This window comes from Streptomyces sp. NPDC008121 (assembly GCF_042957155.1).
GTDB lineage: Bacteria > Actinomycetota > Actinomycetes > Streptomycetales > Streptomycetaceae > Streptomyces.
This window is the reverse complement of sequence record NZ_JBIBHT010000009.1, coordinates 401,045-424,914: the sequence shown is the minus strand read 5'-3', so window position 1 is coordinate 424,914 and position 23,870 is coordinate 401,045. Positions and strand designations below refer to the sequence as shown.

General features: G+C 75.4%; 16 protein-coding genes. 5 read left to right on the top strand and 11 right to left on the bottom strand.

Features of this window, described 5'->3' with window-relative positions; all coding sequences use genetic code 11:
• Window positions 1-347 precede the first annotated feature (347 nt).
• Window positions 348-881: a hypothetical protein gene (locus ACFZBD_RS29325; protein WP_391145266.1), complete on the top strand. Its 534-nt coding sequence runs from the start codon at window positions 348-350 to the stop codon at window positions 879-881.
• Between the two features lie 113 nt (window positions 882-994).
• Here the strand turns inward: ACFZBD_RS29325 and ACFZBD_RS29320 are convergent, their stop codons facing one another.
• The 5 genes from ACFZBD_RS29320 to ACFZBD_RS29300 form a co-directional block, all read right to left on the bottom strand.
• On the bottom strand, window positions 995-5,851 hold the full coding sequence (locus ACFZBD_RS29320) for a hypothetical protein (protein ID WP_391145263.1): 4,857 nt from the start codon (window positions 5,849-5,851) through the stop codon (window positions 995-997).
• A gap of 153 nt (window positions 5,852-6,004) precedes the next feature.
• Window positions 6,005-6,901: a hypothetical protein gene (locus ACFZBD_RS29315; RefSeq protein ID WP_391145260.1), complete on the bottom strand. Its 897-nt coding sequence runs from the start codon at window positions 6,899-6,901 to the stop codon at window positions 6,005-6,007.
• Complete coding sequence (locus ACFZBD_RS29310; protein ID WP_391145258.1) at window positions 6,898-7,344, bottom strand: hypothetical protein; 447 nt, start codon at window positions 7,342-7,344, stop codon at window positions 6,898-6,900. The genes ACFZBD_RS29315 and ACFZBD_RS29310 overlap by 4 nt, the downstream gene beginning before the upstream one ends.
• On the bottom strand, window positions 7,341-8,867 hold the full coding sequence (locus ACFZBD_RS29305; RefSeq protein WP_391145255.1) for a hypothetical protein: 1,527 nt from the start codon (window positions 8,865-8,867) through the stop codon (window positions 7,341-7,343). The genes ACFZBD_RS29310 and ACFZBD_RS29305 overlap by 4 nt, the downstream gene beginning before the upstream one ends.
• A gap of 132 nt (window positions 8,868-8,999) precedes the next feature.
• Window positions 9,000-9,719 (bottom strand): FCD domain-containing protein, encoded by a 720-nt coding sequence (locus ACFZBD_RS29300; protein WP_391145252.1) that lies wholly within the window; start codon window positions 9,717-9,719, stop codon window positions 9,000-9,002.
• 186 nt (window positions 9,720-9,905) lie between these two features.
• Here ACFZBD_RS29300 and ACFZBD_RS29295 point away from each other — a divergent pair, with 186 nt between their 5' ends.
• Genes ACFZBD_RS29295 through ACFZBD_RS29280 form a run of 4 tightly spaced genes read left to right on the top strand, consistent with a single transcriptional unit; the run spans window position 9,906 to window position 13,468 of the window.
• Window positions 9,906-11,186: an MFS transporter gene (locus ACFZBD_RS29295; RefSeq protein WP_391145249.1), complete on the top strand. Its 1,281-nt coding sequence runs from the start codon at window positions 9,906-9,908 to the stop codon at window positions 11,184-11,186.
• Between the two features lie 19 nt (window positions 11,187-11,205).
• Window positions 11,206-11,973, top strand: a complete 768-nt coding sequence (locus tag ACFZBD_RS29290) for a 5-oxoprolinase subunit PxpA (protein ID WP_391145247.1) — start codon at window positions 11,206-11,208, stop codon at window positions 11,971-11,973.
• Window positions 11,970-12,596, top strand: coding sequence for a 5-oxoprolinase subunit PxpB (gene pxpB, locus ACFZBD_RS29285; RefSeq protein ID WP_391145243.1), 627 nt, complete (start codon window positions 11,970-11,972; stop codon window positions 12,594-12,596). The genes ACFZBD_RS29290 and pxpB overlap by 4 nt, the downstream gene beginning before the upstream one ends.
• Window positions 12,593-13,468: a 5-oxoprolinase/urea amidolyase family protein gene (locus ACFZBD_RS29280; RefSeq protein WP_391145241.1), complete on the top strand. Its 876-nt coding sequence runs from the start codon at window positions 12,593-12,595 to the stop codon at window positions 13,466-13,468. Before pxpB ends, ACFZBD_RS29280 begins: the two co-directional genes overlap by 4 nt.
• A 21-nt stretch (window positions 13,469-13,489) precedes the next feature.
• On the opposite strand, the gene ACFZBD_RS29275 is transcribed toward ACFZBD_RS29280, so the two are convergent.
• The 6 genes from ACFZBD_RS29275 to ACFZBD_RS29250 form a co-directional block, all read right to left on the bottom strand.
• Complete coding sequence (locus tag ACFZBD_RS29275) at window positions 13,490-17,152, bottom strand: hydantoinase B/oxoprolinase family protein (protein WP_391145240.1); 3,663 nt, start codon at window positions 17,150-17,152, stop codon at window positions 13,490-13,492.
• A complete protein-coding gene (locus tag ACFZBD_RS29270; protein WP_391145365.1) occupies window positions 17,149-17,994 on the bottom strand; it encodes a GDSL-type esterase/lipase family protein in 846 nt (281 codons plus the stop codon). Before ACFZBD_RS29270 ends, ACFZBD_RS29275 begins: the two co-directional genes overlap by 4 nt.
• A 587-nt stretch (window positions 17,995-18,581) precedes the next feature.
• Window positions 18,582-19,739, bottom strand: coding sequence for a glycosyltransferase (locus tag ACFZBD_RS29265; RefSeq protein ID WP_391145362.1), 1,158 nt, complete (start codon window positions 19,737-19,739; stop codon window positions 18,582-18,584).
• A 158-nt stretch (window positions 19,740-19,897) separates the two neighbouring features.
• On the bottom strand, window positions 19,898-21,184 hold the full coding sequence (locus ACFZBD_RS29260; RefSeq protein WP_391145237.1) for a glycosyltransferase: 1,287 nt from the start codon (window positions 21,182-21,184) through the stop codon (window positions 19,898-19,900).
• Between the two features lie 329 nt (window positions 21,185-21,513).
• Complete coding sequence (locus ACFZBD_RS29255; RefSeq protein WP_391145234.1) at window positions 21,514-22,929, bottom strand: HEAT repeat domain-containing protein; 1,416 nt, start codon at window positions 22,927-22,929, stop codon at window positions 21,514-21,516.
• A gap of 243 nt (window positions 22,930-23,172) precedes the next feature.
• Window positions 23,173-23,565 (bottom strand): ankyrin repeat domain-containing protein, encoded by a 393-nt coding sequence (locus ACFZBD_RS29250; RefSeq protein WP_391145232.1) that lies wholly within the window; start codon window positions 23,563-23,565, stop codon window positions 23,173-23,175.
• Window positions 23,566-23,870 lie beyond the last annotated feature (305 nt).

The following is a 23,870-nucleotide window of genomic DNA, read 5'->3' as shown; positions in this document are numbered from 1 at the left end:
GGCGTCAACCTTCAGCTTCAACAAACCGCTGCGCGAGCCTACTACTGCATCACAGCCAACTCGAAGGCATGTCCGGGCTATTTTCAGCCTGTCCAGTAAGCGTTGATCATGAGATGTCCTGGTATTCGAGGGGTTGCGCTCGGACGTGTGGCACAGGACACCTGGCCGGGCGCCACCTGTTCTGCCTGGACGGATGGCTGGAACTTTTCGTTCCGGTCGGGGTCGGGACGAAACCTTTTCCCTTTCTGGTTCGTCATTCTGCGTAGGGGGGTTGTGTCCGCGTAAAGCGGCTCAAGACGGGCAGCAGCCACCCTGGGAGACTTTCGGCGGTGGGGAGTGACGGAACCATGGACCAAGAGGCGCGGATGACGCGTCAGTTGTGGGTGGAGGACAAGAAGGGCCGGCGGCGGATGCCCGATCCGGTGCGCAGGGCCGCGGTGCGGGCCCTGCTGCTCACGTCGGTGACGCTGATCCAGGCGATGGTGGCCTTCTTCGCCGCGATGAGCGGTTCCTGGCTCGCGTTCCCGACGCTGCTCACCTCGGTGGCCAGCACGGTCGTCGCCACGTGGAGCGTGCTCGACGTGTGGGTGACGCGCCAGGTGTGGCGGCAGCGGAACGGTGTGGTGTCGGAGCCGAGCAGTACGGCCCGTCAGCTGCGCCGCGAGCGGCGCCGGGCGGAGAAGGCCGGTCGGGGCCGGGCGCCGGAAGGCGCACCGGGTCACAGTGAGCCGGTGCACGGTGCGGCGGATCGAGGCGCGTCCGGTCTCGGTGAGCCGGGTCTCGGTGAGCCGGTGCGGGGTGAATCCGGTCAGGGTGTGCCCGCCCAGGGCGGCGCGAAGGTGCGGCGTCCGGAGGCGGCGCGCCTGTCCGAGGCCGCCTGACCGACTGTGTGACGCATCGGCCTGACCCGGCCTCTGGCGGTACGAGAAAGCGGTGGTGGCCCGCTCCCCCCTCGGGAGCGGGCCACCACCGCTTTCTCGTCTCGTCCTCCGGGTCACCCCTGCGGGGCGGGCCTCGGCTCCTCGGCCTGGGAGCGGCGGAACATCCGGGTGGCCGTGATCTCGCCGTGGATGGTCTCGCCCTCGGTGCTCTGCTGCGGCAGGCCGGGCCGCAGGTGCTCCTCGACGCTGATGTACTTCAGCCCCGCCCGCAGGTCGGCGTCGTTGCGCAGCCGGATGACCAGCGGGAACTCCGCGAGGGCGGTCGTGTCGAAGAGACCCGTGGTGTAGAGCAGCTGGACACCGAGCGCGTCCGACACCGCCCGCTGCAGCTCCAGCAGGTACGTGGCGTTGGCGCGGCCGATCGGGTTGTCGAGGAAGAGGGTGCCCGCGTGGCGGTGCTTGTCGCGGCCGCGGTCGTTGGAGCGGAGCGCGGCCATCGTGCAGTAGAGGGCGATGGCGGCGGTGAGGAGCTGACCGCCGGAGAAGACGTCGCCCATCTGCCCGACCGGCACCCGCTCGGCGCGCAGCACGGCGTCCGGCTTCAGGATCTCCACGGCGATGCCGCGCGGCTCCAGCGCCGCCTGTACCCCGCGCAGCAGGAGCGACATGCCGTCCCTGCGCAGATCCGAGTTCTTCCTGACGGCCGCCCGGGTCGCCTCGTCGATGACCTCGCCGAGCCGCTCGGTGAGGGTGGCCTGGTCGGGCTCCTCGAAGCGGATGCGCAGGAACTCCTGTCCCGACCACTCGCCGAGCCCCTCCGGCAGCCGGGAGAGACGCTGCGCGGAACGGAGGGTGGCGAGGGCGGACTCCACCAGGCCGCGCAGCCGGTCGACGATCGAGTCGCGGTTGCGCTCCAGCTGTTCCAGCTCGTCGGTGAGGACGCGCAGTCGGGGCGCGAACGCCTCGGCCCACTTGGCGGCGTGCTCGGGCAGCGCGGCCGCGGGCAGTTCGCGGATCTGCTGCCGGGCGGGGGTGCGGACCTGTTCGTAGCGGGTGGAGTTGGCGTGGCGGACGAGGATGTCGCTCGCCTCGCGCACGGCCGCGTCGGCGCCGGAGAGTTCGGCGACGCAGGCGCGCAGCGAACGCCGGGCCTCGGCGGCGGCGTTCCGGGCCTCCTCCAGCGCGCCGGCGTACGGCTCGGGCTCCTCCCGCTCCTCCTCCGCGTGGTCGCGCAGCAGGTCGCGCAGGAGCGCCGCCGTCTCGTCGAAGCCTCCGGCCGCGTCCTCGGCGGCGCGATGGGCGCGGAGCAGGCCGGTGTGCGCGGTGCGCGCGGCCTCCAGGGCGTCGGTGCGGGCGGCGAGTTCGGTGGTCGCGGTGCGGAGCAGGGTCTGGGCGTGCTCGGCGTCGGCGGGGACCAGCTCCTTCGGCAGCTCGGTGTGCGACGCGCCGTCCTCGGGGGCCAGCCGTTCGGACTCGCCGCGGAGCCGGCCGAGCTTCTCGCTCGCCTCCGAGGCCCGGGTCTCCAGCATCTGGACCAGGGATTCGGCGCGGGCGGCGGCGGCCTGGCGGGACGGGCCGTCGGCGCCGTCGGTGGACTCCAGGAGCTGCTCGGCGCGCAGGCGGACCTTGTTGGTGAGACGGTCGAGCTCGGCGAGCGCGGCGGACTCGTCGCTCTCGGCACGGGCCTGCTCGGCGCGCAGGTCCGCGCCGACGCCGACCTTCTCGTACAGCTGGGACGCGGCGCGGTACGCCTCGCGGAGGGTGGGCAGCGCCAGGCGCGGGGCGTCGGCGTCCGGCTCGGGGAGCTGGTCGGGGGCGCCGGCGATCTCGGCGCGCTCGGCCCGCAGGGCGCGCGCGGTGCGGTGGGCGTCGTCGGCGGCGCGCTGGGCGGCGCGGCGGTCCTCGTCGGCGGCCCGGGCCCGCCCCAGGCAGGTCTGGGCGCGGGCCTCGGACTCGGCGGCGTCGTCGGCCAGTTCGCGGAGCTTGGCCTGCCATGCGGAGCGTTCGCGCAGCCGGTAGGCGAGACCGGCGAGGGCGTCGGCGGCGCGGCGGGCCCGCTGGGCGGCCTCCTGGCGTTCGTCCCGTACGCGGGCGGCGTCGGCGGCCGCCTCGTCGGCCTCCGCCCGGACCGTACGCGCCTCGGCGAGGGTCGCGGCGGCCGCCTCCGCGGCCTCGCGGGCGGTGGTCGCCGCGGCGGCCAGCTCGGTGAGCATGCCGGGCGGGCAGTCGGCCCGCCAGGAGCCGATCCGCGCGGCGAGCGAGCGGTCGCCGGTGAGCCGGGCGGCGAGCGTACGGATCTCCTCGTCGCGGGCGGCGGCGCGGGCGCGCAGGGCGTGCCGCTCCTCGTCGGCGGCGTGTTCGTCGTGCATGGCCGGGTTCGGCGGTACGAGGAAGACCCCCGCGTCCTCGCCCGCGTCGGCGCTCGGTACCGGCGCCAGCAGGGCGGCGGTCGTGCCGACGGCGACGGCGGAGCGGGGCAGCAGGGCGGCCGTGCTCAGCGCCTCGCGGGCGCGGGCGTACGACACGGGGTCGGTGATCACGACGCCGTCGACGAGCTCGGGCCGGGCGGCGAGGACGGCGGCGTGGTCAGCGGGGTCGACGGCCTGGGCGAGATAACGCCAGCCGGGGAGGGCGGGGATGCCGTGCTCGCCGAGGTACTCGACGGTGGCGAGCACGTCGGGGCCGGGCGGGAGCAGTCCGCCGTCGCCGAGGGCGCCGAGGATGCGGGAGTCGTCGGCGGCGGCGGTGCGCAGGTCGAAGAGGGTGCGCTCGGCGGAGGCGATCGACTGCTCCAGCAGCCGCCGCAGCTCGTCGGCGTACCGGTCGAACTCCGTGACGGTGAGCGGTCCGTACGGCGCGGTCGCCGGGTCGGCGACGAGGCCGAAGGCGGCGCCCGCGACGGGGCGGGCCGGGGACGCCGGGTCCGCGGACTGGGGCCCGGGGCCGTGCGTCTCGGCGGGGTTCCGGCCGGATGCGGGGTCCGCGCCCGGGGCGGCCTCCGCATCGTCCGTGCCCGTCGCCGCCCCGGTGCTGTGGCGGGCGGGGCCGGTGGGCGGGGTGGTGTCGCCGGGCGCCTTGTTCCGTGCGCCGTCGCCGACCCGCTGGCCCGGCAGCGTCGAACCCGCGGCGGGCAGGCTGAGGAGTTCGGCGAGGCGCTCGTCGGCGGCGAGGGACTCCGCGGCGCGGCGCTCGGCTTCGTAGGCGTTCTCGGCGGCGTCGGCCGCGTCCGTGGCGCGGGCGGCGGCGAGTTCGGCGCGGGACTCGGCGGCGGCGGCCTCGCGGGCGCGGTCGGCGGCCGAACGCGCCGCGTCGCGGGCGACGTCCCAGGCGGCGACGGTGGTCTTCTCGGCGTCGCTTGCGGCAAGGGCCGCACGGGCGGGGTCGGCGTCCGGGGCGGTGTCGTCCAGCCAGCCCGCCCGTACCGCCTCGGCGGTCTCCTGCTCGACCTCGGCGAGGCGCTGGCGGAGGTGCCCGGCCTCGCTGCGGGCGCGCTGGGCGTCGGTCGCGGCGGCGGTGGCGTCGCGGTGGGCGGTCTCGCCGGCCTCCTGGAGGGCCGCGGAACGCTCCTCCTCCTCGGCCGCCTGCCGCTCGCCGTCCTGCGCGGCGGCGGCGAGGGCCCGTACGAGATCGGCGGCGGCCCTGGCCCTGGCGGCGAGGGCGGGGGCCGCGTCGCGTTCGGCCTCGCGGATGACCGCCGCCACCCGGGTGGAGCGGTCGCCCGCCGCGCGGTGGCGCAGGACGGCCTCGGTGGCCTGCCAGGCGGAGTGCAGGGTGCGGGCCTCGGTGAGCTCCCGGCGCTGGGAGGCGGCGCCCTTCTCGGCGGCGGCCAGCGCCAGGGAGGCGTGGCGGTAGGCGAGTTCGGCGGTGATCAGGGAGCTGCGGCCGCGCGCGGTCTCGGCTTCGGAGACGGCGTGGGCGGCCGAGGTGACCTGCTGGGCGAGTTCGGCGGCGCGGCCGCGCTCCGCGTCGCCGCGGGCGGAGAGCCGGCGGGCGAGCGTGCGGGTGCGGCGCTCGGCGGCGGCGTGGACCTCACGCGCGCGTGCGCGGGTTCCGGCGGCCTCGACGATGCGGCCGAGGAGGTCGACGGAGCCCGCCGTGAAGTCGCGCTCGGCGGTGAGTTCCGCGCGTCGGCCGAGCTTGTTGCCGAAGCCGCTGACGAGGTCGGCGAGGCCGTCGGTGTCGCGGGTGTCGGTGACGGCGCGCAGGAGCAGGTCGGTGAAGTCGGAGTCCTTCTTGACCGCGAAGAGGCCGGCGGCCTCGCCCTCGTCGGCGTTCATCTCGCGCTGGTAGCGGAAGAGCTCGGGGTCGAGCCCCAGGTCGCCCAGGTGCTCGTTCCAGCGGTCGTGGATCTCCTCCCAGTACACCTCCAGATGCGGATAGACCCGGCTCGCCTCGGTGAGGGCGTCCCGGAAGCCCTTCATGGTGCGGCGGCGGCCCCGCGCCCCGGAGGCGCCCTCGGCGGACGGGCGGACGGAGCCGGCCTCGGCGACCGGGAGGGAGTCGAGGCTCAGCCCCGGGCCGGGGCGGAAGGAGTACCACGCCTCGGCGAACTTCCGCGGGTCGTTGGAGACCTGGCGCCCGCGCCACTCGCTGGCCTTGCCGACGACGACCAGCTCGCCGGTGAGGGTGTGCTGCCACTCCAGGGCGACGTGGCCGCAGTCGTCGGCGAGCAGGAACTTGCGCAGCACGCCGGAGCTGGCGCCGCCGAGGGTGTTGCGGTGGCCGGGGAGCATCACCGAGAAGATCAGCTTGAGGAGGACGGACTTGCCGCCGCCGTTCTCCAGGAAGAGGACGCCTGCGGGGGCGGGGCGGCGGGGCGGACCGACCGGCTCCTCCTCGAAGAACTCCGCCTGGGTGGGGGCGGGCTGGGGCACGGGGGCGCCGACTCCGCGCAGGTCCAGGACGGTGTCGGCGTAACGCGCACCGGCGGGACCGATGGAGTAGAGGCGGACCCGGGACAACTCGTACATGGCGGCGGACTCTCGTCGACTGGTGCGGTGGTTACGCGGCGTGGGGGGTGGAAGCGGTCGGGCGGGGCGGCTCGTGGGGGCGGGACGGCTCGTGGGGGGGCGGGCGGGACGGTTCTGGGCGGGTGGGGTTCCGTGTGCGGGTTACGGATGGGGTTACGTGTGGAACGGCAGGCCGGCGTCGGCGGCCAGCTCCAGGTCGTCGCCCTCGGGCGGCGGGAGGAGGCTGGCCGTTCCGTCGCTGACGGGGACGACGCCGAGGTCGAGCAGCTCCGCCATGGCGGCGCTGCCGGCCATGTCACGGACCTGGAGCTGATAGCGGGCGGTGGTGCGGTACGCACCACCGGCGTCGTCGCCGGTGCGCTGGAGGAAGCCGGAGTCGGTGAGGAAGGCGACGGCCTTGCCGACGATGCCGGTGGTGGAGCCGGCGAGGCGGCGGGCGTCCTTCGTGGCCCCGGTGGCGCTGCGCCGGGCGTAGATCCGCCAGGCGGCCTCCAGGCCGGGGGCGTCGGAGGCGGGGTCGGTGTTGACGCCCTGCTCCTCGGCCCGCTCTTCGAGGCGCCGGCAGGCCTGGCGGACGAAGGCGTCCACGCCATTGACGGTGAGGCGGCCGATGTAGCCGTCGTCGGCGAGGTCCTCGGGGCGGGGGAAGGCCATGGCGGCGACGGCGAGGTGGGCGAGGCCGTGCAGGAAGCGGTCCGCGGAGTCGGTCGAGGCGCGGCGGGCGTAGTCGCCCATGCGGACGGCGAAGACGGAGTCCTCGCCCGCGGTGACGGCCATGCCGGCGCGGGGGGAGACCTCCAGGACGACGAGGCCGAGCCCGGTGGCGACGGCGTCGGCGAGGCGCGCGAAGGCGGGGTCCTCGCGATAGCGTCGGAGCAGCTCGGCGTACTCGGCGTCGCGGGCGGGGAGCAGCTTGGGCTGGAGCCCGAAGGAGACGAGCCGCGCCGCGTCGGCCGCGTCGGCCGGGGTGACCGCCGCGGACGGGGCGGCGGTCTGCTGGGGCTCCGGCTCGCTCCACGCGTCGGCGTGCTCGGCGTGGTGTTCGCTCACGGCTGGGGCTCCTCGGTGCGGGTGGTCGGTACTGCGGTGGGTCCGGGCAGCGGCAGGCGTACGGGCGTGACGCTGACCGCGGGGCGGCGCGGAGGCACAGGTGCCGGTTCGCTCTCGGGCACCAGCCGGACGGCCCGCACGACGGGTGCGGGGCTCCGCCGCGCCGGCTCGGGCACGGACACGGTTCCTACCCGCGCCTGACGCGTGGCGGGGGCCGGTGTGGGGGCCGGCACGGGGGCCTGCAGGAACTCCGGAGCCGGAGGGCAGGGCGGCGGGAGCGCACCGTCCGCCCCGGAGGCGCCGGCGAGCGGGCCGGTCGGGATCGCCGGCGCGGGGGTGTCGGCGAGCGGGCCGGTCAGGATCGCCGCCCCGGAGGCGTCGGCAAGCAGGCCGGTCGGGATCGCCGGCGCGGGGGTGTCGGGCATCGGCGCGAGGTCGCTCATGTCGCCTCCGAGCGGGCGGCCGCCATGCCGACGGCGTCGAGGAGTGCCGTACCCACTATCAGGTCGGCTCCGCCGAATTCGGGGTCGTCGAGGGAGGTTCCGTCGTCGACGGCGAAGAGCAGGCGCTCCTCGCCCTGGCGGTACGCGGTGCCGACCGGCGGGCTCGCGGCGTGGACGGCGAGCAGGGCGACCAGGTAGGGCAGGTCCGGGTCGCGGCGGCGGGCGTCGGCGAGGAGGCCGGAGAGGCGGCGCGGGGCGTCGTGCTCCAGGTCGAGCAGCTCCATCGCGCTCGCCAGCTGCTCTTCGCTGAAACGGCTGTCGTCGGGGGTGGCGATCAGGTCCGGCTCGGGCATCTCGGCGCCGAGGTGTTCGCGCTCGACCGGGGGTGTGAGCAGCATGTCGACCAGGTCGCCGACGCGTACGGACACGGGCGTGCGCAGTCCGGTGCCGTGGGCGAAGAAGGCGTCCGTGACCCGGGTGGCCTGCTCGACGGGGAGCGGGAGGAGCGGGGCGACCAGCTGGCCGTACAGGTCTATCCCGGTGTACGAGGTGGGCGCGGCGAAGGCCTGTCGGTCCTGCTCGGCGCGGAACAGCGGCCCGGCCTCCAGGAGGCGGGACTGGAGCTGGGTGTGCCGGCGGATGCAGTCCTTGACGATGTCGACGAGCTCGGCGGCGCGGCGCTTGTGCTCCTGGTCCTCGGCCTCGTCGCGGGCCTTGCGGATGTTGGTGAGGATCGCGTTCTCGTGGCGGTAGCGGTCGGCGACGTGGTCGAGCGCCTCGGCGATCAGGTCGGGGACGGCGCTCAGCCAGTCGACGGCCCGGACGTTGCGCCGGGTCGCCTCCAGGGTCTTGCGGAGGGTCTCGGCGTACTGCACGGTGCGGTACCGCGCCTGTTCGGCGGCGAGCTGGGCGTCGGCGAGACGGCCCCGGCTGATCAGGACCTCCAGCTTCACCTCGGCCGCGATCTGGGCGCTGGTGACGTCGGTGTCGAGGGCGCCGACGAGGACGTTGACCGCTTCGTCGGTCGTGCGGAGGAAGACCGCGCCGCCGTGGCCGGGGACCTCTTCGAGCAGCTTGAAGTCGTAGTCCCGGCGGGTGTACACCCCGTCGGCGCCGAAGGTGCCGTAGACGGCGCGGAAGCCGCGGTCGACGCTACCGACGTTGATCAGGTTCTCCAGGACCCAGCGGGCGACGCGCTCGTGCTCGGCGGCGGGGCGGGCGGGTGCCTGGGCGGCGACCCGGGGCAGCAGGCGGCCGACGATCTGCTCGTGGTCGGCGCCGGTGTCGAAGTCCATGTTGAGCGTGACGAGGTCGATGGCGGAGAGCGCGACCTCCGCCATCGCGTAGACCGAGTACTCCCCCGCCAGGTTCGCCTTGCGCGCGTCCAGGTCGTGGAGCGGCGCGGTGCACGCGAGCGCGCGGAGGCGCCGCGCGAGCCCTTCGTCGGCGGCCGGGCCCGGCGCGGGCCGCGGCCCCGCGCTGAGCTGGGGCGGAACGAAGTCCGTCGAGGCAGGCGAAGTCACGGAGCACAGATTAGGTCCTCGCACTGACAACGGTCGAAACGGCGCAGATGCGACCGCCCCGAGGCGCCCGTGAGGCCCCGCCCCGCGAAGCCCGCCGCATGACGCCTCTGACGAGGTGTTCCGGCGGCCGCCTCAGCCCTCCCGCGCCTTTTCGTCCGTCTCCGCCCCGCCCACGACCGCCCGTGCGTAGGCCTCGACGAGGCGGGCGCGGGAGTCGTCGAGGTAGCGGGCCAGGAGGCGTTCGGCCGTCGGCCGCTCCCCCGCCCGCAAGGCATCCAGAATCTCCTGGTTTCGTACAAGATAGGGCTCGTGCAGTCCTTGGGCGTCGTCCACGATGTGGAAGGCCAGGCGGAGTTCGGCGAGCACGCTCCGCATCAGCTCGTCGGTGCGCGCGCTGCCCGCCAGGGCGACCAGTTCGCGGTGGAAGTGGATGTTGGCGGTGGAGACGGCCGCCCACTCCCCCGCCCGGGCCGCCCGGCGCCCCTCCTCCACGGCGCCGGCCAGGCCGTCGAGCGCGTACGGCGGCTCTCCGAGACCCGCCACGACCGCGCATTCGACCAGTCGCCGGGTGCGGTAGATGTCGGTGACGTCCGCCACGCTGAGCACCCGGACGAAGACGCCCCGGTTGAGTCGGTGGACGAGCAGCCGTTCGTGGGTGAGCAGCCGGAAGGCCTCCCGGAGGGTGTTTCGGGACACCCCGAGGGCGCCGCCGATGCCGTCCTCGGACAGACGGGTGCCGGGCGGGAAGAACCCCTCGGCGATGCGGGTGCGCAGGATGTCGGCGACGCGTTCCGCGGTGCTCGTCCTGCTTAGCAGCGCCCGGTCGTGCGCGAGTTCGTGCGTTCCGCTCACCGTTCCTCGTCTCCTCGGTGCGCCCCTCCGGCGGTCGCCGCGAAGTCAACCGCACAAACGAGGACGAGACAACGTACCTCTTGTCGGATCGTTGAACGATCCTCTACGTTGACGACACCGCACGGCACGGCAACGCACGGTCCTCCCGCACGTCCTCAGGCACGCCTCTCCCCCTGCGAGGTGCAGATGAGCACGACACAGACCCGGCGCCGGACCCCGGGCGAACGTCCCGACGACACAGGCGCGTTCGCCTGGCTGCGCGCCCTCGGGCCACGCGGTCGGCGCGCCTTCGGCGGTGCTTTCGGCGGATACGCCCTGGATTCCTACGACTTCTTCACGCTGCCGCTCTCGATGGTGGCCATCGCCGCCGCCTTCGGTCTCGACAAGGGCCAGACCGGCCTGCTGACCACCGTCACCCTCGTCGTCTCGGCGGTGGGCGGCGCGCTCGCCGGCATCCTCGCCGACCGCGTCGGCCGGGTGCAGGCGTTGATGATCACGGTCGTCACGTACGCGCTCTTCACCGTCCTGTGCGGCTTCGCCCCGAACTACGAGACGCTGCTGGTCTTCCGTGCCCTCCAGGGCCTCGGCTTCGGCGGCGAATGGGCGGTCGGCGCGATCCTGGTCGCCGAGTACGCCTCCGCCAAGCACCGGGGCCGCACCCTCGGCGGCGTCCAGAGCGCCTGGGCGGCCGGCTGGGCGCTGGCCGTGATCGTCTACACCCTGGTCTTCCGGTTCGTCGACGCCGACACCGCCTGGCGGGTCATGTTCTGGACCGGCGCGCTGCCCGCGCTGCTGGTGGTCTACATCCGGCGGAACGTCGAGGACGCCCCGCGGGCCGCCGAGGCGCGGCGGACGAGCGCCGACCGCGGGTCGTTCACCGCCGTCTTCAAGCCGTCGCTGCTGCGCACGACGCTCTTCGCGGTGCTGCTGTCGACGGGCGTGCAGGGCGGCTACTACACCCTCGCGACCTGGGTCCCGACCTATCTCAAGACCGAGCGGGGGCTGTCCGTGGTCGGCACGGGCGGATATCTCGCCTTCCTGATCTCGGGCGCCTTCATCGGCTATCTGACCGGGGGCTACCTCACCGACCGGCTCGGCCGGAAGAAGAACATCGCGCTCTTCGCCGTCCTCTCCGCCGTCTGCGTCCTCGCCTACACCCACATCCCCGCCGGGGCGAACACGCTCGTCCTCGTCCTCGGCTTCCCGCTCGGCTTCTGCATGTCGGCCATCTTCAGCGGTTTCGGCTCCTTCCTGGCGGATTTGTACCCGACGGCGGTACGGGGAACGGGCCAGGGATTCACCTACAACACCGGCCGCGCGGTGGGCGCGGTCTTCCCGACCCTCGTCGGCTTCCTCTCCGAGAGCTGGGGCGTCGGCGGCGCGCTGGTCTTCGGGGCCGTCGGCTACGGCCTCGCCGTCCTGGCTCTGCTCGGGCTCCCGGAGACCCGCGGAAGGGAACTCGTATGACACGGAAGGTACCGACACCATGACCTCGGGCTCGATCGACCTCAACGCCGACCTCGGGGAGGGATTCGGCCGCTGGACGCTGACCGACGACGAGCGGTTGCTCTCGGTGGTCACCAGCGCCAACGTGGCCTGCGGGTTCCACGCCGGGGACGCGGTGACCATGCGGCGCGTCTGCGAGCTGGCGGCGGCGCGCGGGGTACGGATCGGCGCGCAGGTCTCCTACCGCGATCTGGCCGGCTTCGGCCGGCGCTCGATGGAGGTCCCGGCGGACGAGCTGGCCGCCGAGATCGCCTATCAGATCGGGGCGCTGGAGGTCTTCGCGCGGGCGGCGGGGTCACGGGTCGCGTACGTCAAGCCGCACGGCGCGCTCTACAACCGGGTGGTCCACGACGAGGAGCAGGCGCGGGCGGTCGTCGACGGCGTCCTGCTGGCGGGCGGCGGGGGGCTTCCGGTGCTCGGGCTGCCCGGCTCGCGGTTGCACGAGGCGGCCGGGGCAGCGGGTCTGCCGGTGGTCCCGGAGGCCTTCGGCGACCGGGCGTACACGGCGGACGGCTCCCTGCTGCCACGGGGGCGGGAGGGGGCCGTCGTCACCGACCCGGACGAGGTCGTGGCACGGTCCGTGTCCATGGTCCGGTCCGGCCGGGTCACCGCGCACTGCGGACGGCCCGTCACCGTCCGGGCGCGGTCGCTCTGTCTGCACGGCGACACCCCGGGCGCGGTGGACCTCGCCCGGCGGGTGCGTGCCGGTCTCGAGGCCGCGGGCGTGCGGGTGGAGGCGTTCGTATGACGGCGCCCCGGGTGCTCCGGGTCGGCGAGCGGGCGCTGCTCGTCGAGCTGGCGAGCGGGGAGGCGGCGGAGGCGTTCCACGCCGAGCTGCTGCGGCGCAGGGAGAGCGGCGCCCTGCCCGCCGTACGGGAGATCGTGCCGGCGGCGCGGACCGTACTGCTGGACGGGGTCGACGCCCCCGACACGTGGGCGGGGCAGTTGCGGGAGTGGACGGTTCCGCCGCTCCACGCGCGCGTGGAGCGGGCGGTGGAGGTGCCGGTCCGCTACGACGGCCCCGACCTGGCGGAGGTCGCCGCGCTGTGGGGGGTCTCCGAGGAGGCGGCCGTACGCCTCCACGCGGCGGCCGACTTCCGGGTGGCGTTCTGCGGTTTCGCGCCGGGGTTCGGTTATCTGACGGGGCTCGGCGAGCGGTACGAGGTGCCGCGCCGGGCCACCCCCCGTACCGCCGTCCCGGCCGGTTCGGTCGCGCTCGCCGGGCCGTACACCGGCGTGTACCCACGCTCCTCCCCCGGCGGCTGGCAGCTCATCGGCTCCACGGACGTGGTGCTGTGGGACACCGCGCGGGAGCCGGCCGCGCTGCTGGCGCCGGGCACGCGCGTGCGTTTCGTGGTGGCCGGGCGATGACCGACCGTGCTGTCGCCGTCGTACGGGCCGGGGCGCTGACCACCGTGCAGGACCTGGGGCGCGCGGGTCACGCGCATCTGGGGGTGCCCCGGTCGGGGGCCCTCGACGCGGGGGCGGCGCAGCTCGTCAACCGGCTGGTCGGCAACGCGGAGGACGCGGCGGTCCTGGAGACGACCGTCGACGGATGTGCGGTACGGCCCCGGTGCGCGGTGACGGTCGCCGTCGGCGGCGCACCGGGCCCGGTCACGGTCGACGGGCGGCCGGTGGCCTGGGGAACGGCGGTACGGGTCGCGGCCGGGGCGCTCCTCGACGTCGGGCCGGCCGTGCGCGGGCTGCGCGGGTATGTCGCCTTCGGCGGGGGTGTCGCCGTGGAGCCGGTCCTCGGCAGCCGCTCCACCGACCTGTTGTCGGGGCTCGGACCGGCCCCGCTGACGGTCGGGACGGTCCTGCCGCTCGGGGCCGAGCCGGCCGCCCGGGTCGCGGTCGACGCGCCACCCTGGCCGGGACCGCCGGACGAACTCGTCCTGCGGGTCCGGCTCGGTCCCCGGCACGACTGGTTCTCGCCCGCGGCGCTGGAAACGCTCGCCACGCGCGCGTACCGGGTCTCGCCGTCGAGCAACCGCATCGGTCTGCGCACGGAGGGCCCGCCCCTGGAACGGACCGTCACGGGCGAACTGCCCAGCGAGGGCATGGTCCTGGGGGCGGTGCAGGTCCCGCCGGACGGGCGCCCGGTGGTGTTCCTGGCCGACCATCCGACGACGGGCGGCTATCCGGTCGTGGCGGTGGTGCGGGAGGACGACCTGGCGGCCGCGGCGCAGGCGGTACCGGGGACGGCGGTACGTTTCCTGCCGGTTCGTACCGCTTCGCGCTAGTCGATCTCCGGGGGTGGCGGCTCAGCGGTCCACGGGGGCGCAGCCGCCTCCGGGGCGTGGGCCGGAGGTCTCCTGTGGCGGCGGCTCCTCCCGTTCCGGGGGCCCGTAGCCCCCGCCGCCCGGGGTGCGCAGGACCAGGACGTCGCCCGGGCGCACGTCGAGCGCGTCGACGCCGTCGAGACGGTCGACGGTGCCGTCGGCGCGTTCGACCGTGTTCTCGCCGAGGGATCCCGGATCACCGCCCGCCATGCCGTACGGCGGGACCCGCCGGTGGCCGGTGAGGAGGGCGAGCGTCATCGGGGCGAGGAAGCGGATGCGGCGTTCGACGCCGTCGCCGCCCCGCCACCGTCCGCGCCCGCCACTGCCGGCCCGGACCGCGAAGGAGTCGACGCGGACGGGGTAGCGCCACTCCAGGATCTCGGGGTCGGTCAGACGGGAGTTGGTCATATGGGTCTGGACGGCGTCGGCCCCATTGAAGCCCTCTCCGGCGCCCGAGCCGTTGGCGACCGTCTCGTAGTACTGCAGGCGCGCGTCGCCGAAGGTGACGTTGTTCATGGTGCCGGAGCCCTCGGCCTGCACGCCCAGGGCCGCGTAGAGGGCGCCGGTGACCGCCTGGGAGGTCTCCACGTTGCCCGCCACCGTCGCGGCGGGGTAGGCGGGCGCCAGCATCGACCCCGGCGGGACCCGGATCTCCAGGGGTTCCAGACAACCGCTGTTGAGCGGGATGTCGTCGTCGACGAGGGTGCGGAAGACGTACAGGACGGCGGCCATGACCACGGACGTGGGGGTGTTGGCGTTGCCCGGGAGCTGGGCCGAGGTGCCGGTGAAGTCGATGACCGCGGAGCGCCGTTCGCGGTCCACCCGCACCGCGACCCGGATGACCGCCCCGCTGTCCGTCTCGTAGCGGTACGCGCCGTCCCGCAGCCCGGCGACGATCCGCCGGACGGACTCCTCGGCGTGGGCGCGCACGTGCCGCATGTAGGCGTGGACGACGTCGATCCCGAACTCGTCGACCATGGACCGCAGTTCCTCGATGCCCTTCTCGTTCGCGGCGATCTGGGCGCGTAGATCGGCGAGGTTGGTGTCCGGGTCGCGCGAGGGGTGGCGGGCGCCGGTCAGCAGCGCCCGCGTCTTCGCCTCGCGCAGCCGCCCGTCCCGGACGAGGAGCCAGTTGTCGAAGAGGACGCCCTCCTCGTGGACGGTCCGGCTGAACGCGGGCATCGAGCCCGGGGTGATGCCGCCGATCTCGGCGTGGTGGCCGCGCGAGGCCACGAGGAAGAGCAGGTTCTCGCCGGACGGGTCGAACACCGGGGTCACGACGGTGACATCGGGGAGGTGCGTGCCTCCGTGGTACGGGTCGTTGATCGCGTACACGTCGCCGGGGCGCAGCTCGTCGCCGCCGCGGCGACGCAGCACCTCCTTGATGGACTCGCCCATGGAGCCGAGGTGGACGGGGATGTGCGGGGCGTTGGCGATGAGGTTGCCGTCGGCGTCGAAGAGGGCGCAGGAGAAGTCCAGGCGTTCCTTGATGTTGACGGAGTGGGCGGTGTTCTCCAGGCGTACGCCCATCTGCTCGGCGATCGCCATGAAGAGGTTGTCGAAGACCTCCAGCAGGACGGGGTCGACCTCCGTCCCGAGGGCGGTCCGCGCGGGACGGGGCCGCACGCGCGCGAGGACCAGGTGACCGGTGTCCCCGGCCGTGGCCCGCCAGCCCGCGTCGACGACCGTGGTGGCGTCGGCCTCGGCGATGATCGCCGGCCCGGTGACGGTGTCGCCGGGGCGCACGTCCTCCCGGCGGAGGAGGGGCGTGTCCGCGCTCTCGCCGGCGCTGTACATCCGTACGGTCGCGCGGGGCGCCGGCTCCCCCGCGGGCGGCGGTACGTCGACGACGACCGGTCCGTGGGGCCCGGCGAGGCCCACGGCCTCCACCGAGACCGCCTCGACGACGAGCGGCTTGTCCATGGTGAAGGCGTAGCGGGTGCGGTGGGCGGCGGTGAACGCGTCGGCCATCTCCCGGGCGGGGCCGAGGTCGACCGGGAGACTCGCGTCGGTCCCGGCGTACCGCAGCAGCACGCGCGCGTGGGTGGTGATCGCCGCGTCGGCGAGGCCGTCGGCGCGCAGCTCCGCCCGGGTGGTGCCGGCGAGTTCGGCGCAGAGGGCGGCCACGCGCGCGTGGGTCTCCGGGGCGTCGAGTCCGGCTTCCACGGAGCGCTGGCGCATGGCGGTGGCGTCGGCCAGGCCGATGCCGTAGGCGGAGAGCACACCGGAGAGCGGCGGTACGAGGACGGTGTCGATGCCCAGGGCGTCGGCGACGGCGCAGGCGTGCTGGCCGCCGGCGCCGCCGAAGCTCGCCAGGGCGTAGCGGGTGACGTCGTGGCCGCGCTGGACGGAGATCTTCTTGACGGCGTTGGCCATGCCGAGGACCGCGATCTCCAGGAATCCGGCGGCGACCTGCTCCGGTGTGCGGCCGCCGCCGGCCCGCTCGGCGAGCGCCGTGAAGCCGTCCCGGACGGCGGCGGTGTCGAGCGGCTGGTCGCCGGACGGGCCGAAGACGGCGGGGAAGTGGCCGGGCTGGACGCGGCCGAGCATGACGTTGGCGTCGGTCACCGTGAGCGGCCCGCCACGGCGGTAGCAGGCGGGGCCGGGAACGGCACCGGCGGAGTCGGGGCCGACGCGATAGCGCCGGCCGTCGTCGTGGAGGACGGAACCGCCGCCGGCGGCGACGGTGTGGATGCTCATCATGGGCGCCCGCATCCGCACACCCGCGACCTGTGTACCGAGTTCCCGCTCGAACTCGCCCGCGTAGTGGGACACGTCGGTGGAGGTGCCGCCCATGTCGAAGCCGATGACCCGGTCGAAGCCGGCCTGTCCGGAGGTGCGGGCCATGCCGACGACCCCGCCGGCGGGTCCCGACAGGACGGCGTCCTTGCCGCGGAAGTGCGCGGCTTCGCGCAGGCCGCCGTTGGACTGCATGAACATCAGCCGGACCCCGGCGAGTTCGCGCGCCACCTCGTCGACGTAGCGACGCAGGATCGGGGAGAGGTAGGCGTCGACGACGGTGGTGTCTCCCCGGGGGACGAGTTTGATGAGCGGACTGACCTCGTGGGAGCAGCTGACCTGGGTGAAGCCGGCCGCCCTGGCGAGTTCGGCGATCCGGGCCTCGTGGGCGGGGCGGAGGTAGCCGTGCATGAGGACGACGGCCGCGGAGCGGTAGCCGTCGCGGCGGGCGGCCGCCAGCTCCCCGGCGACGGCGTCCTCGTCGAGCGGTCGGACCACGCGCCCGTGGGCGTCGACCCGCTCGGGGACTTCGACGACCCGTTCGTAGACGGCCTCGGGAAGCACGATGTGGCGGTCGAAGAGGCGGGGCCGGTTCTGGTAGGCGATGCGCAGGGCGTCGCGGAACCCCTCGGTGACGAGGAGGAGGGTCGGCTCGCCACGGCGCTCCAGGAGGGCGTTGGTCGCGACGGTGGTACCCATCTTCACGACGTCGATCGCGTCGGCGGGAACGGGGTCGCCGGGGCCGAGGCCCAGCAGGAGCCGGATCCCGGCGACGGCCGCGTCGTGCGGTCGGGACGGGTCGTGGGAGAGGAGCTTGCGGGTGACGAGCCGGCCGTCGGGACGCCGGCCCACGACGTCCGTGAAGGTGCCGCCCCGGTCGATCCAGAACTCCCAGCGCCCGCTCATGCCCCCATTGTCGGCGTGACCGGCGTCCCGGGGCCTGGCGACACCACGGCGAGCGCGGCCGCCAGGGAGTGGGCGGCCCGACGGTCGAGAAGGGCGTCGGTGCCGGCCGCCCGGTGCCGCAGCTCGCTTCCCGCCAGGGCGAGGAGCTGGGGCAGCAGGTCGCGGCAGCGGCGGGCGACCCAGCCGGTGCCCGCGGTGGCCAGCCAGAGCAGGGCGTCGGCGCGGCTGGGCGGGGGCCGGTCGGGCGCGGTGGAGGGAGGGGCACCCTGGGCGAGGCCCCGGTCGGCGAGCAGCGCGTGGAACCGCGCGGCGATCACGCGGTGGCCGCGCTCGCCGGGATGCAGCCGGTCCGCGCTCCACAGGGTGCGGTCGTCGGTCCAGGCGGTGTTGGCGAGATGGAGGTGGACGGCGCCGTAGCGGGCGGAGACGGCATGGACGAGGGCATTGACGGCCCGCTGGCGCCGGGCGAGCGGCCGGGCGAGCGGCGCGGGGAGACCGAGCATCCGGCCGGGATCGGGAAGGCAGGCCGTGAGGAGTACGGCTCCCTCGGCGGCGAGGTCGCCGCAGACACGGTCGAGGCGGCGGGCGAACCGCTCGATGTCGAAGGTGTGGCGCAGGGTGTCGTTGACGCCGACGACGACCGAGGCGACGTCCGGCCGGAAGGCCAGCGCCCGCGCGGCCTGGAGCTCGGCGACGTCGCGGCTCTGCGCCCCGCTGACGGCGAAGTTCCGGAACTCCACCCGACGCCCCGGCCCGCCGAGCCCACCCGCGAGCAGCACGGCCCACCCCCGCCACCCACCGTCGACCCGGTCCCCGACGCCCTCGGAGAGCGAGTCCCCCAGCGCGGCGAACCGGAGGGGGGTGGGGGCGGGCGGGGTCGGGGAGGCGGGGCCGGGGAGGGACCCGGCCTGGGCCGAGGCTCGCGGCGCGCGGTCGTGCGCTGTCCGTGCGCCGGCCGTGCGGTGCGAGCCCTTCGCAGGGGCCGGGGGGTGTGGGCCCGCCACAGCGGCCGTGACGCGACCGGCGACCGGCACGGCCGGGGCCGCGGGGCGGTCGGTGACGGGCGCCGCAGCGGCCGTGACGCGGTCAGCGGCGGGCGCCGCCGGGACGGTAGCCCGGTCCTCGCCCGGCACGACGACGCTCACGCGATCGGCGCCCGGCACGGCCGGGGCCGTGACACGGTCGGCGACGGCGAGGTGTCCGTCGTCAGGGAGCGCCGCTGGCGGGGCGGCCGCCAGGCGCGTCGCAGGGACGGCAACCCGGTCCTCGCCCGGCACGGCAACGGTCACGCGATCGGCGACGGCGAGGTGCCCGTCGTCAGGGAGCGCCGCTGCCGGGGACGTCGCCGGGACGGTCGTCAGCGCCGCCATCGGGGCCGCCATCGGAGCCGCCGTCCGGGCGGTCGGCAGGATCGTCGTGACCCGGGTCGTCATGCGAGCACCGTCCTCGGTGCGGGAGAGGCCGGGAGGGCGGCACAGGCGGCGTCGTGGGCCTGGAGGAAGGCGGCGACGGAGCGGTCCCAGCCGAAGAGTTCGGCACGCGCGCGTGCGGCGGTGCGGCGTTCGGGTTCCGGCCGGGTGAGGAGGCCGTGCACGGCCGCGGCGAAGGCGGCCGGGTCGTCCGGGGCGCAGGCCCCGGCGTCGCCGATGACCTCGGGCAGGGCGGAGGAGGAGCTGGCGACGACGGGCGTGCCGCAGGCGAGGGCCTCCAGGGCCGAGAGGCCGAAGGTCTCCGCGGGCCCCGGCGCCAGGCACACGTCGGCGGCGGCCTGGAGATCCGCCAGGGCCTCGCGGTCGGCCACGTGCCCGAGGAACCGCACCGGCAGCCGTTGCTCCCTCGCCCGCCGCTCCAGCGCGCCCCGCAGCGGCCCGTCCCCGGCCACCACCAGCGCCGCCCGCACCCCGCGGGCCCGTAGTTCCGCGAGCGTGTCGAGCGCCGACCCCGGCCGCTTCTCCACCGAGAGCCGCGAGCAGAGCAGCAGGAGCACCCGCTCGCCGTCCGCGTGCGCGGCCCGTAGGACGGTGCTCCGCCGCCCCGGCCGGCACCGCAGCAGGTCCACGCCGAGCGGCGCCCGGACGACGTTCCGGGCCCCGATCCGTACGAACTCCCGTTCCGCCCACTCCGTCGTGCACACGATCCGGGAGTAGGCCCACGCGGTGCGGCGGTTGAACCGGTCCGCCGCGCGCGTGGCGGCCGCCCCGGGCAGCCCCCAGGTCCGCAGCACGCCGTCCGCGGTCTCGTGGGAGACCATCACCGCCGGCACCCGGGCGCGACGCGCCCACTCCCCCGTCCAGCGCAGGGTCGTCCGGTCGGAGACCTCCAGCCGGTCGGGGGCGAGGGCGTCCAGGACCCGGCGCAGCCGGGGCCGGTCGGCGAGGACGCGGTAGCCGCCGGTGCCGGGCAGGACGGGCCCGGGGAGGGTGATGACCCGGCCCTGTTCGGTCATGTGGTCGCTCGCCACGTCGCCGGGGACGACGAGGACGGGCTCGTGGCCCGCGGTGCGGTAGCCGCGCCCGAGCTGTTCGAGGGCCGTGCGCAGACCGCCCGAGGTGGGTGTGACGAAGTTGGCGAGCCGGACGATCCGCAGCGGCCCGGCGCCGCTCCCGCCCTGCGGCGCCCCGGTCCCTCCCGGGGCCTGGGCGGTACGGTCGCCCGGCCGGCCCGCCCCATCGGCGATCCGACCGGCGCTCGCCTCCAGCTCCCGGTCGCCCCTGGGCTCTGCCACCGTTCCGTCGGTCGCCCGGTTCACGCCGCCACCGCCGTCCGCTCGCGCAGGACCTCCAGGTAGTGGCCGATCAGCTCGTCCCCGACCGCCTCCCAGGTGCGGCCTTCGACCTCCGCGCGGCCCGCGCGGGCGAAGGCGGCGCGCAGGGCAGGCGCGCCGGCGAGCGAGGCGACCGCGTCGCGCAGGGCGGCGGCGTCGTCCGGTGGGACGAGGAGGCCGGTACGGCGGTGCTCGACGAGGTCCAACGGGCCGCCGGCGGCGGGGGCGACGACGGGGACGCCGCTCGCCATGGCCTCCTGCACGGTCTGGCAGAACGTCTCGTACGGCCCGGTGTGGGCGAACACGTCGAGCGAGGCGAAGATCCGGGCGAGGTCGGGGCCGGTGCGGCGGCCGAGGAAGACCGCGCCGGGCAGCGCCGCCCGCAGGCCGGGCTCGCTGGGCCCGTCCCCGACGACCACCACCCGGACGCCGGGCAGCGCGCACAGCCCGGAGAGCAGCTCGACCCGCTTCTCGGGGGCAAGTCGTCCGACGTAGCCGACGAGCAGTTCGCCGCCGGGGGCCAGTTCACGGCGCAGGGCCTCGTCGCGCAGGGCGGGCCGGAAGCGGTCGGTGTCGACACCGCGCCGCCAGATCCGTACGCGTCCGACGCCGTGGGCCTCCAGGTCGCGTACGGCGGCGGTGGAGGGCGCGAGGGTGCGGTCGGCCGCGCCGTGGACGGCCCGGAGCCGGCGCCAGGCCGCGGCCTCGCCCGTCCCCATGTACGTACGGGCGTATCCGGCGAGGTCGGTCTGGTAGACGGCGACGGCGGGCAGACCGAGCCGGGCCGCCGCGGCCATGCCCCGCGCGCCGAGCACGAAAGGGCTCGCGAGATGGACGATGTCGGGCCGGTGCGCGGCGATGGCTGCGGCGACGCGGCGGCTGGGGAGGGCGACGCGGACCTGGGGGTAGCCGGGCAGCGGTACCGACGGCACCCGGACGACCGGATACGTCGGGCCGTCGCCGGCCGGAACCGCCGGCCCCTCGCCCCCGGCCCGCCGGCCGGAACCGTACACCGCGAGCCGCGACCGACCGGAGCGAGGCCCGTGGGGCCCGGTGCCGGGCCCCACGGGCTCGGGCAGGGGTGCCGGTACGGCATGGACGGGGGAATCGGCGCTGAACGCGCTGGGAGCGCCCGGCCCCGGCACCGCGGGGGCGATGACGAGCGGGGCATGGCCGCGCCGTACGAGATGGCGAGCGGTCTGCTCGGCGCAGTGGGCCACTCCGTTGACGTCGGGAGGGAAGGATTCGCTGACGATGACGACACGCATAACCGTGTTCTCGTCCTGCCCGGCGTGGGCCCGCCGACTTGGATCTGGACGGGCGGGGAACGTCCCGTGAGCGTTTGGCCCCTCGGCCCGGGCGGCCGCGTGACGAGCCTCCTCGCCCCTCGGCCCGGGCGGCCGCGTGACGAGCCTCCTCGGCCTCGGCTCCGGCGGCCGGCGTCGGAAGCCTCTCCGGCCCCGCCGGGCCGTTCCGGCCAGGCCTGGCCCGCGGCCGGTCGGGCTTCCGGCGCCCTCGTCCCACGCCATCCCCCCAGGCGGGGCCACGTCGGCGGCTTTCGCTCGCCGCAGGCCGCGCCGGCCCGGGGGGCGGGGTGTCAGACCTGGAGGTCCGGGCCTATGCGGTTGCGTACCGCCGTCTGGACCTCGTCCTCCTCGGCCGGGTCGGCGGCCAGGCGCCGCAAGCGCTCCGCGACTCGTACGTCACCGGTCTCGGCGTGCAGCGCCGCGATCTCGCGGGTGGTCTCCTCGCAGTCCCAGAGGCATTCGACGGCGAAGCCGGTGGGGAAGGTCGGGTCGGTGGCGGCGAGGGCGCGGGCCGTGCGGCCGCGCAGTTGCGAGGAGGCGGTCTCTCGGTAGACGTGGCGCAGCACGGGCGCCGCGCAGGCGATGCCGAGGCGCCCGGCGCCGTCGACGAGGGGGTAGAGGGCGGGGGCGTCGGGCCCCTGGGCCCGGACGGTCTCGCGCAGGGCGCCGAGGACGAGGGGGGTGTCCTGGGCGCCGCCGCGGCACGCGAGGACTCCGGCGGCGGCGGTGCCGAGGGCGTCGGGCCGGTGGATCCAGCCGCGGGCGCGGTCCACGGCGGGCTCTCCGCACATCCGCTCGAAGGCCGCGACGGCGGCTTCGGCGACGGTGAGGGACGTGCTGCCGGCGGCGGCCTCGACGAGGTCGAGCACGGCGGGGTCCTTCGCCTCGGCGAGGTAGTGCAGGGCGGCGCAGCGGGCGCCGTCGGTGCCGCTGCGGGCGGCCTCGACGATGAGGGGCCGGTCCTCGGGTCCGGCGACGGCGGTCAGGCAGCGGGCGGCCGGTCCGTGCAGGACGGCGCCGCGCGCCAGGCCTTCCTCGGCCCAGTCGAAGACCGCCTGGACGCTCCAGCCGGGCCGGGGCCCGCTCGGACGCATCTGGCGCTGCCACCGGTCGAAGGAGCCCTGTTCCTGGGCGGCCCTGACCCGGCTGCCGACCGCGTCGCGCCGGTCCTCGGCCCACAGCCGCCACGGCCGGGGCTCGAAGGCGTCGCGTACGGCCGTCGCCAGCTCGGCGTCGCCCTCGGCGGTGGCCGGGAAGCGGGCGAGGACCGGGACGGCGAGCGAGCGCAGTCCGGCGTCGTCGTCGCGCAGGGCGAGCTCGTCCAGCGCCCAGGCCCAGTTGGCACCGGTCGCGGCGTAGCGCCGGAGCAGGACCAGGGCGTCGTGGCGGCCGTAGGAGGCGAGGTGCCCGAGGACGGCGAGCGCGAGCCCGGTCCTGTTCTCCTCGGCGTCGAAGTGGTCGTCGGCGCGGAAGAGGTGGCCCTCGATCTCCTCGAGCCCGCCGTGCAGGTCGAGGTAGAGCCGGGCGTAGTAGAGGGAGCGGTTCTCGACCTGCCAGTCGTGGCGGGGGTCGTGGAGAACGCAGTGGTTCAGGGCCGCGAGGGCCTCGGCGCGTGGCGCGGCGAGCGCGTGCAGGGTGCCGTCGCCGCGGCCCCTCTGCAACAGGCCGAGCAGGGTGCCGCTCGGCGCTATGACTGGTTCGAACATGGAAGATGCCTCACATCAAGCTGTCGACGCAACCGGGGGGTGCCGGAGACTGGTGATCGTCTAGGCCGCGCAGCAACATGGAGGGCCGCCCGTCGTCCTTCGCTTGGTGTTGACCATCTTCCTCTGCCTCTCGTCGGTGGCCCCTTGCGGGCTCGACGTCATGATGACCCAGCCATTTCGCCACCGCGACCACATTTACGACACCGCTCTCACCTGGGGTTCAGTGCCCGTTCACCCGTCGTGTCACAAGGCGCCGAACAATTCCAGGAGTTCTGTCTTCCCAAACATCCGAGCAGTATCCACGGCGGACGGAGTGCCCGCTTCCGGATTCGCCCCGCCGGCGAGGAGGGCGCGGACGACGGCTTCCTCACCCTTGAAGACGGCCCCGGCGAGCGGGGTCTGACCGCGGTCGTTGGCGCGGTCGGCGTCGGCCCCGCGGGCGAGGAGGGCGGCCACCGCCTCGGCGTGCCCGTGGTAGGCGGCGAGCATGACGAGGGTGTCGCCCTTGTCGTTGGTGAGGTTCGCGGGGACGCCTGCGTCGACGTACGCGCCCAGCGCCTCGGCGTCCCCGGTGCGTGCCAGGTCGAAGACCTTGCCGGCCAGCTCGATGACCTCGGGGTCCGGAGTCTCGCTCATCGGACGTGTCCGCCTTTCGTTCCGTTGCTTGTGCGGGTGCGGGTGACCGTCGCCGCGTCGGCGGGTGATCCGCCGCGGGTGATCTGTACCGCCTCTGACCTGCGCACGGCAAGCGCGGCCGTACGAGTGAATCGACAGGGTACTGCCCGTCCGGCGACATGACCCGGTCTGTCCGAGGCAAGGATCACGGCAGCCCGCACGGTCCGGACCGGTCCGAGCCCGTCGGGTGGTCCGCTCCCGAGCGGACCGGACGGGCCGTCCACGCCGTGCTACCGCGCGCCGCGCGTTTCGCCAGTCGGGCGGGG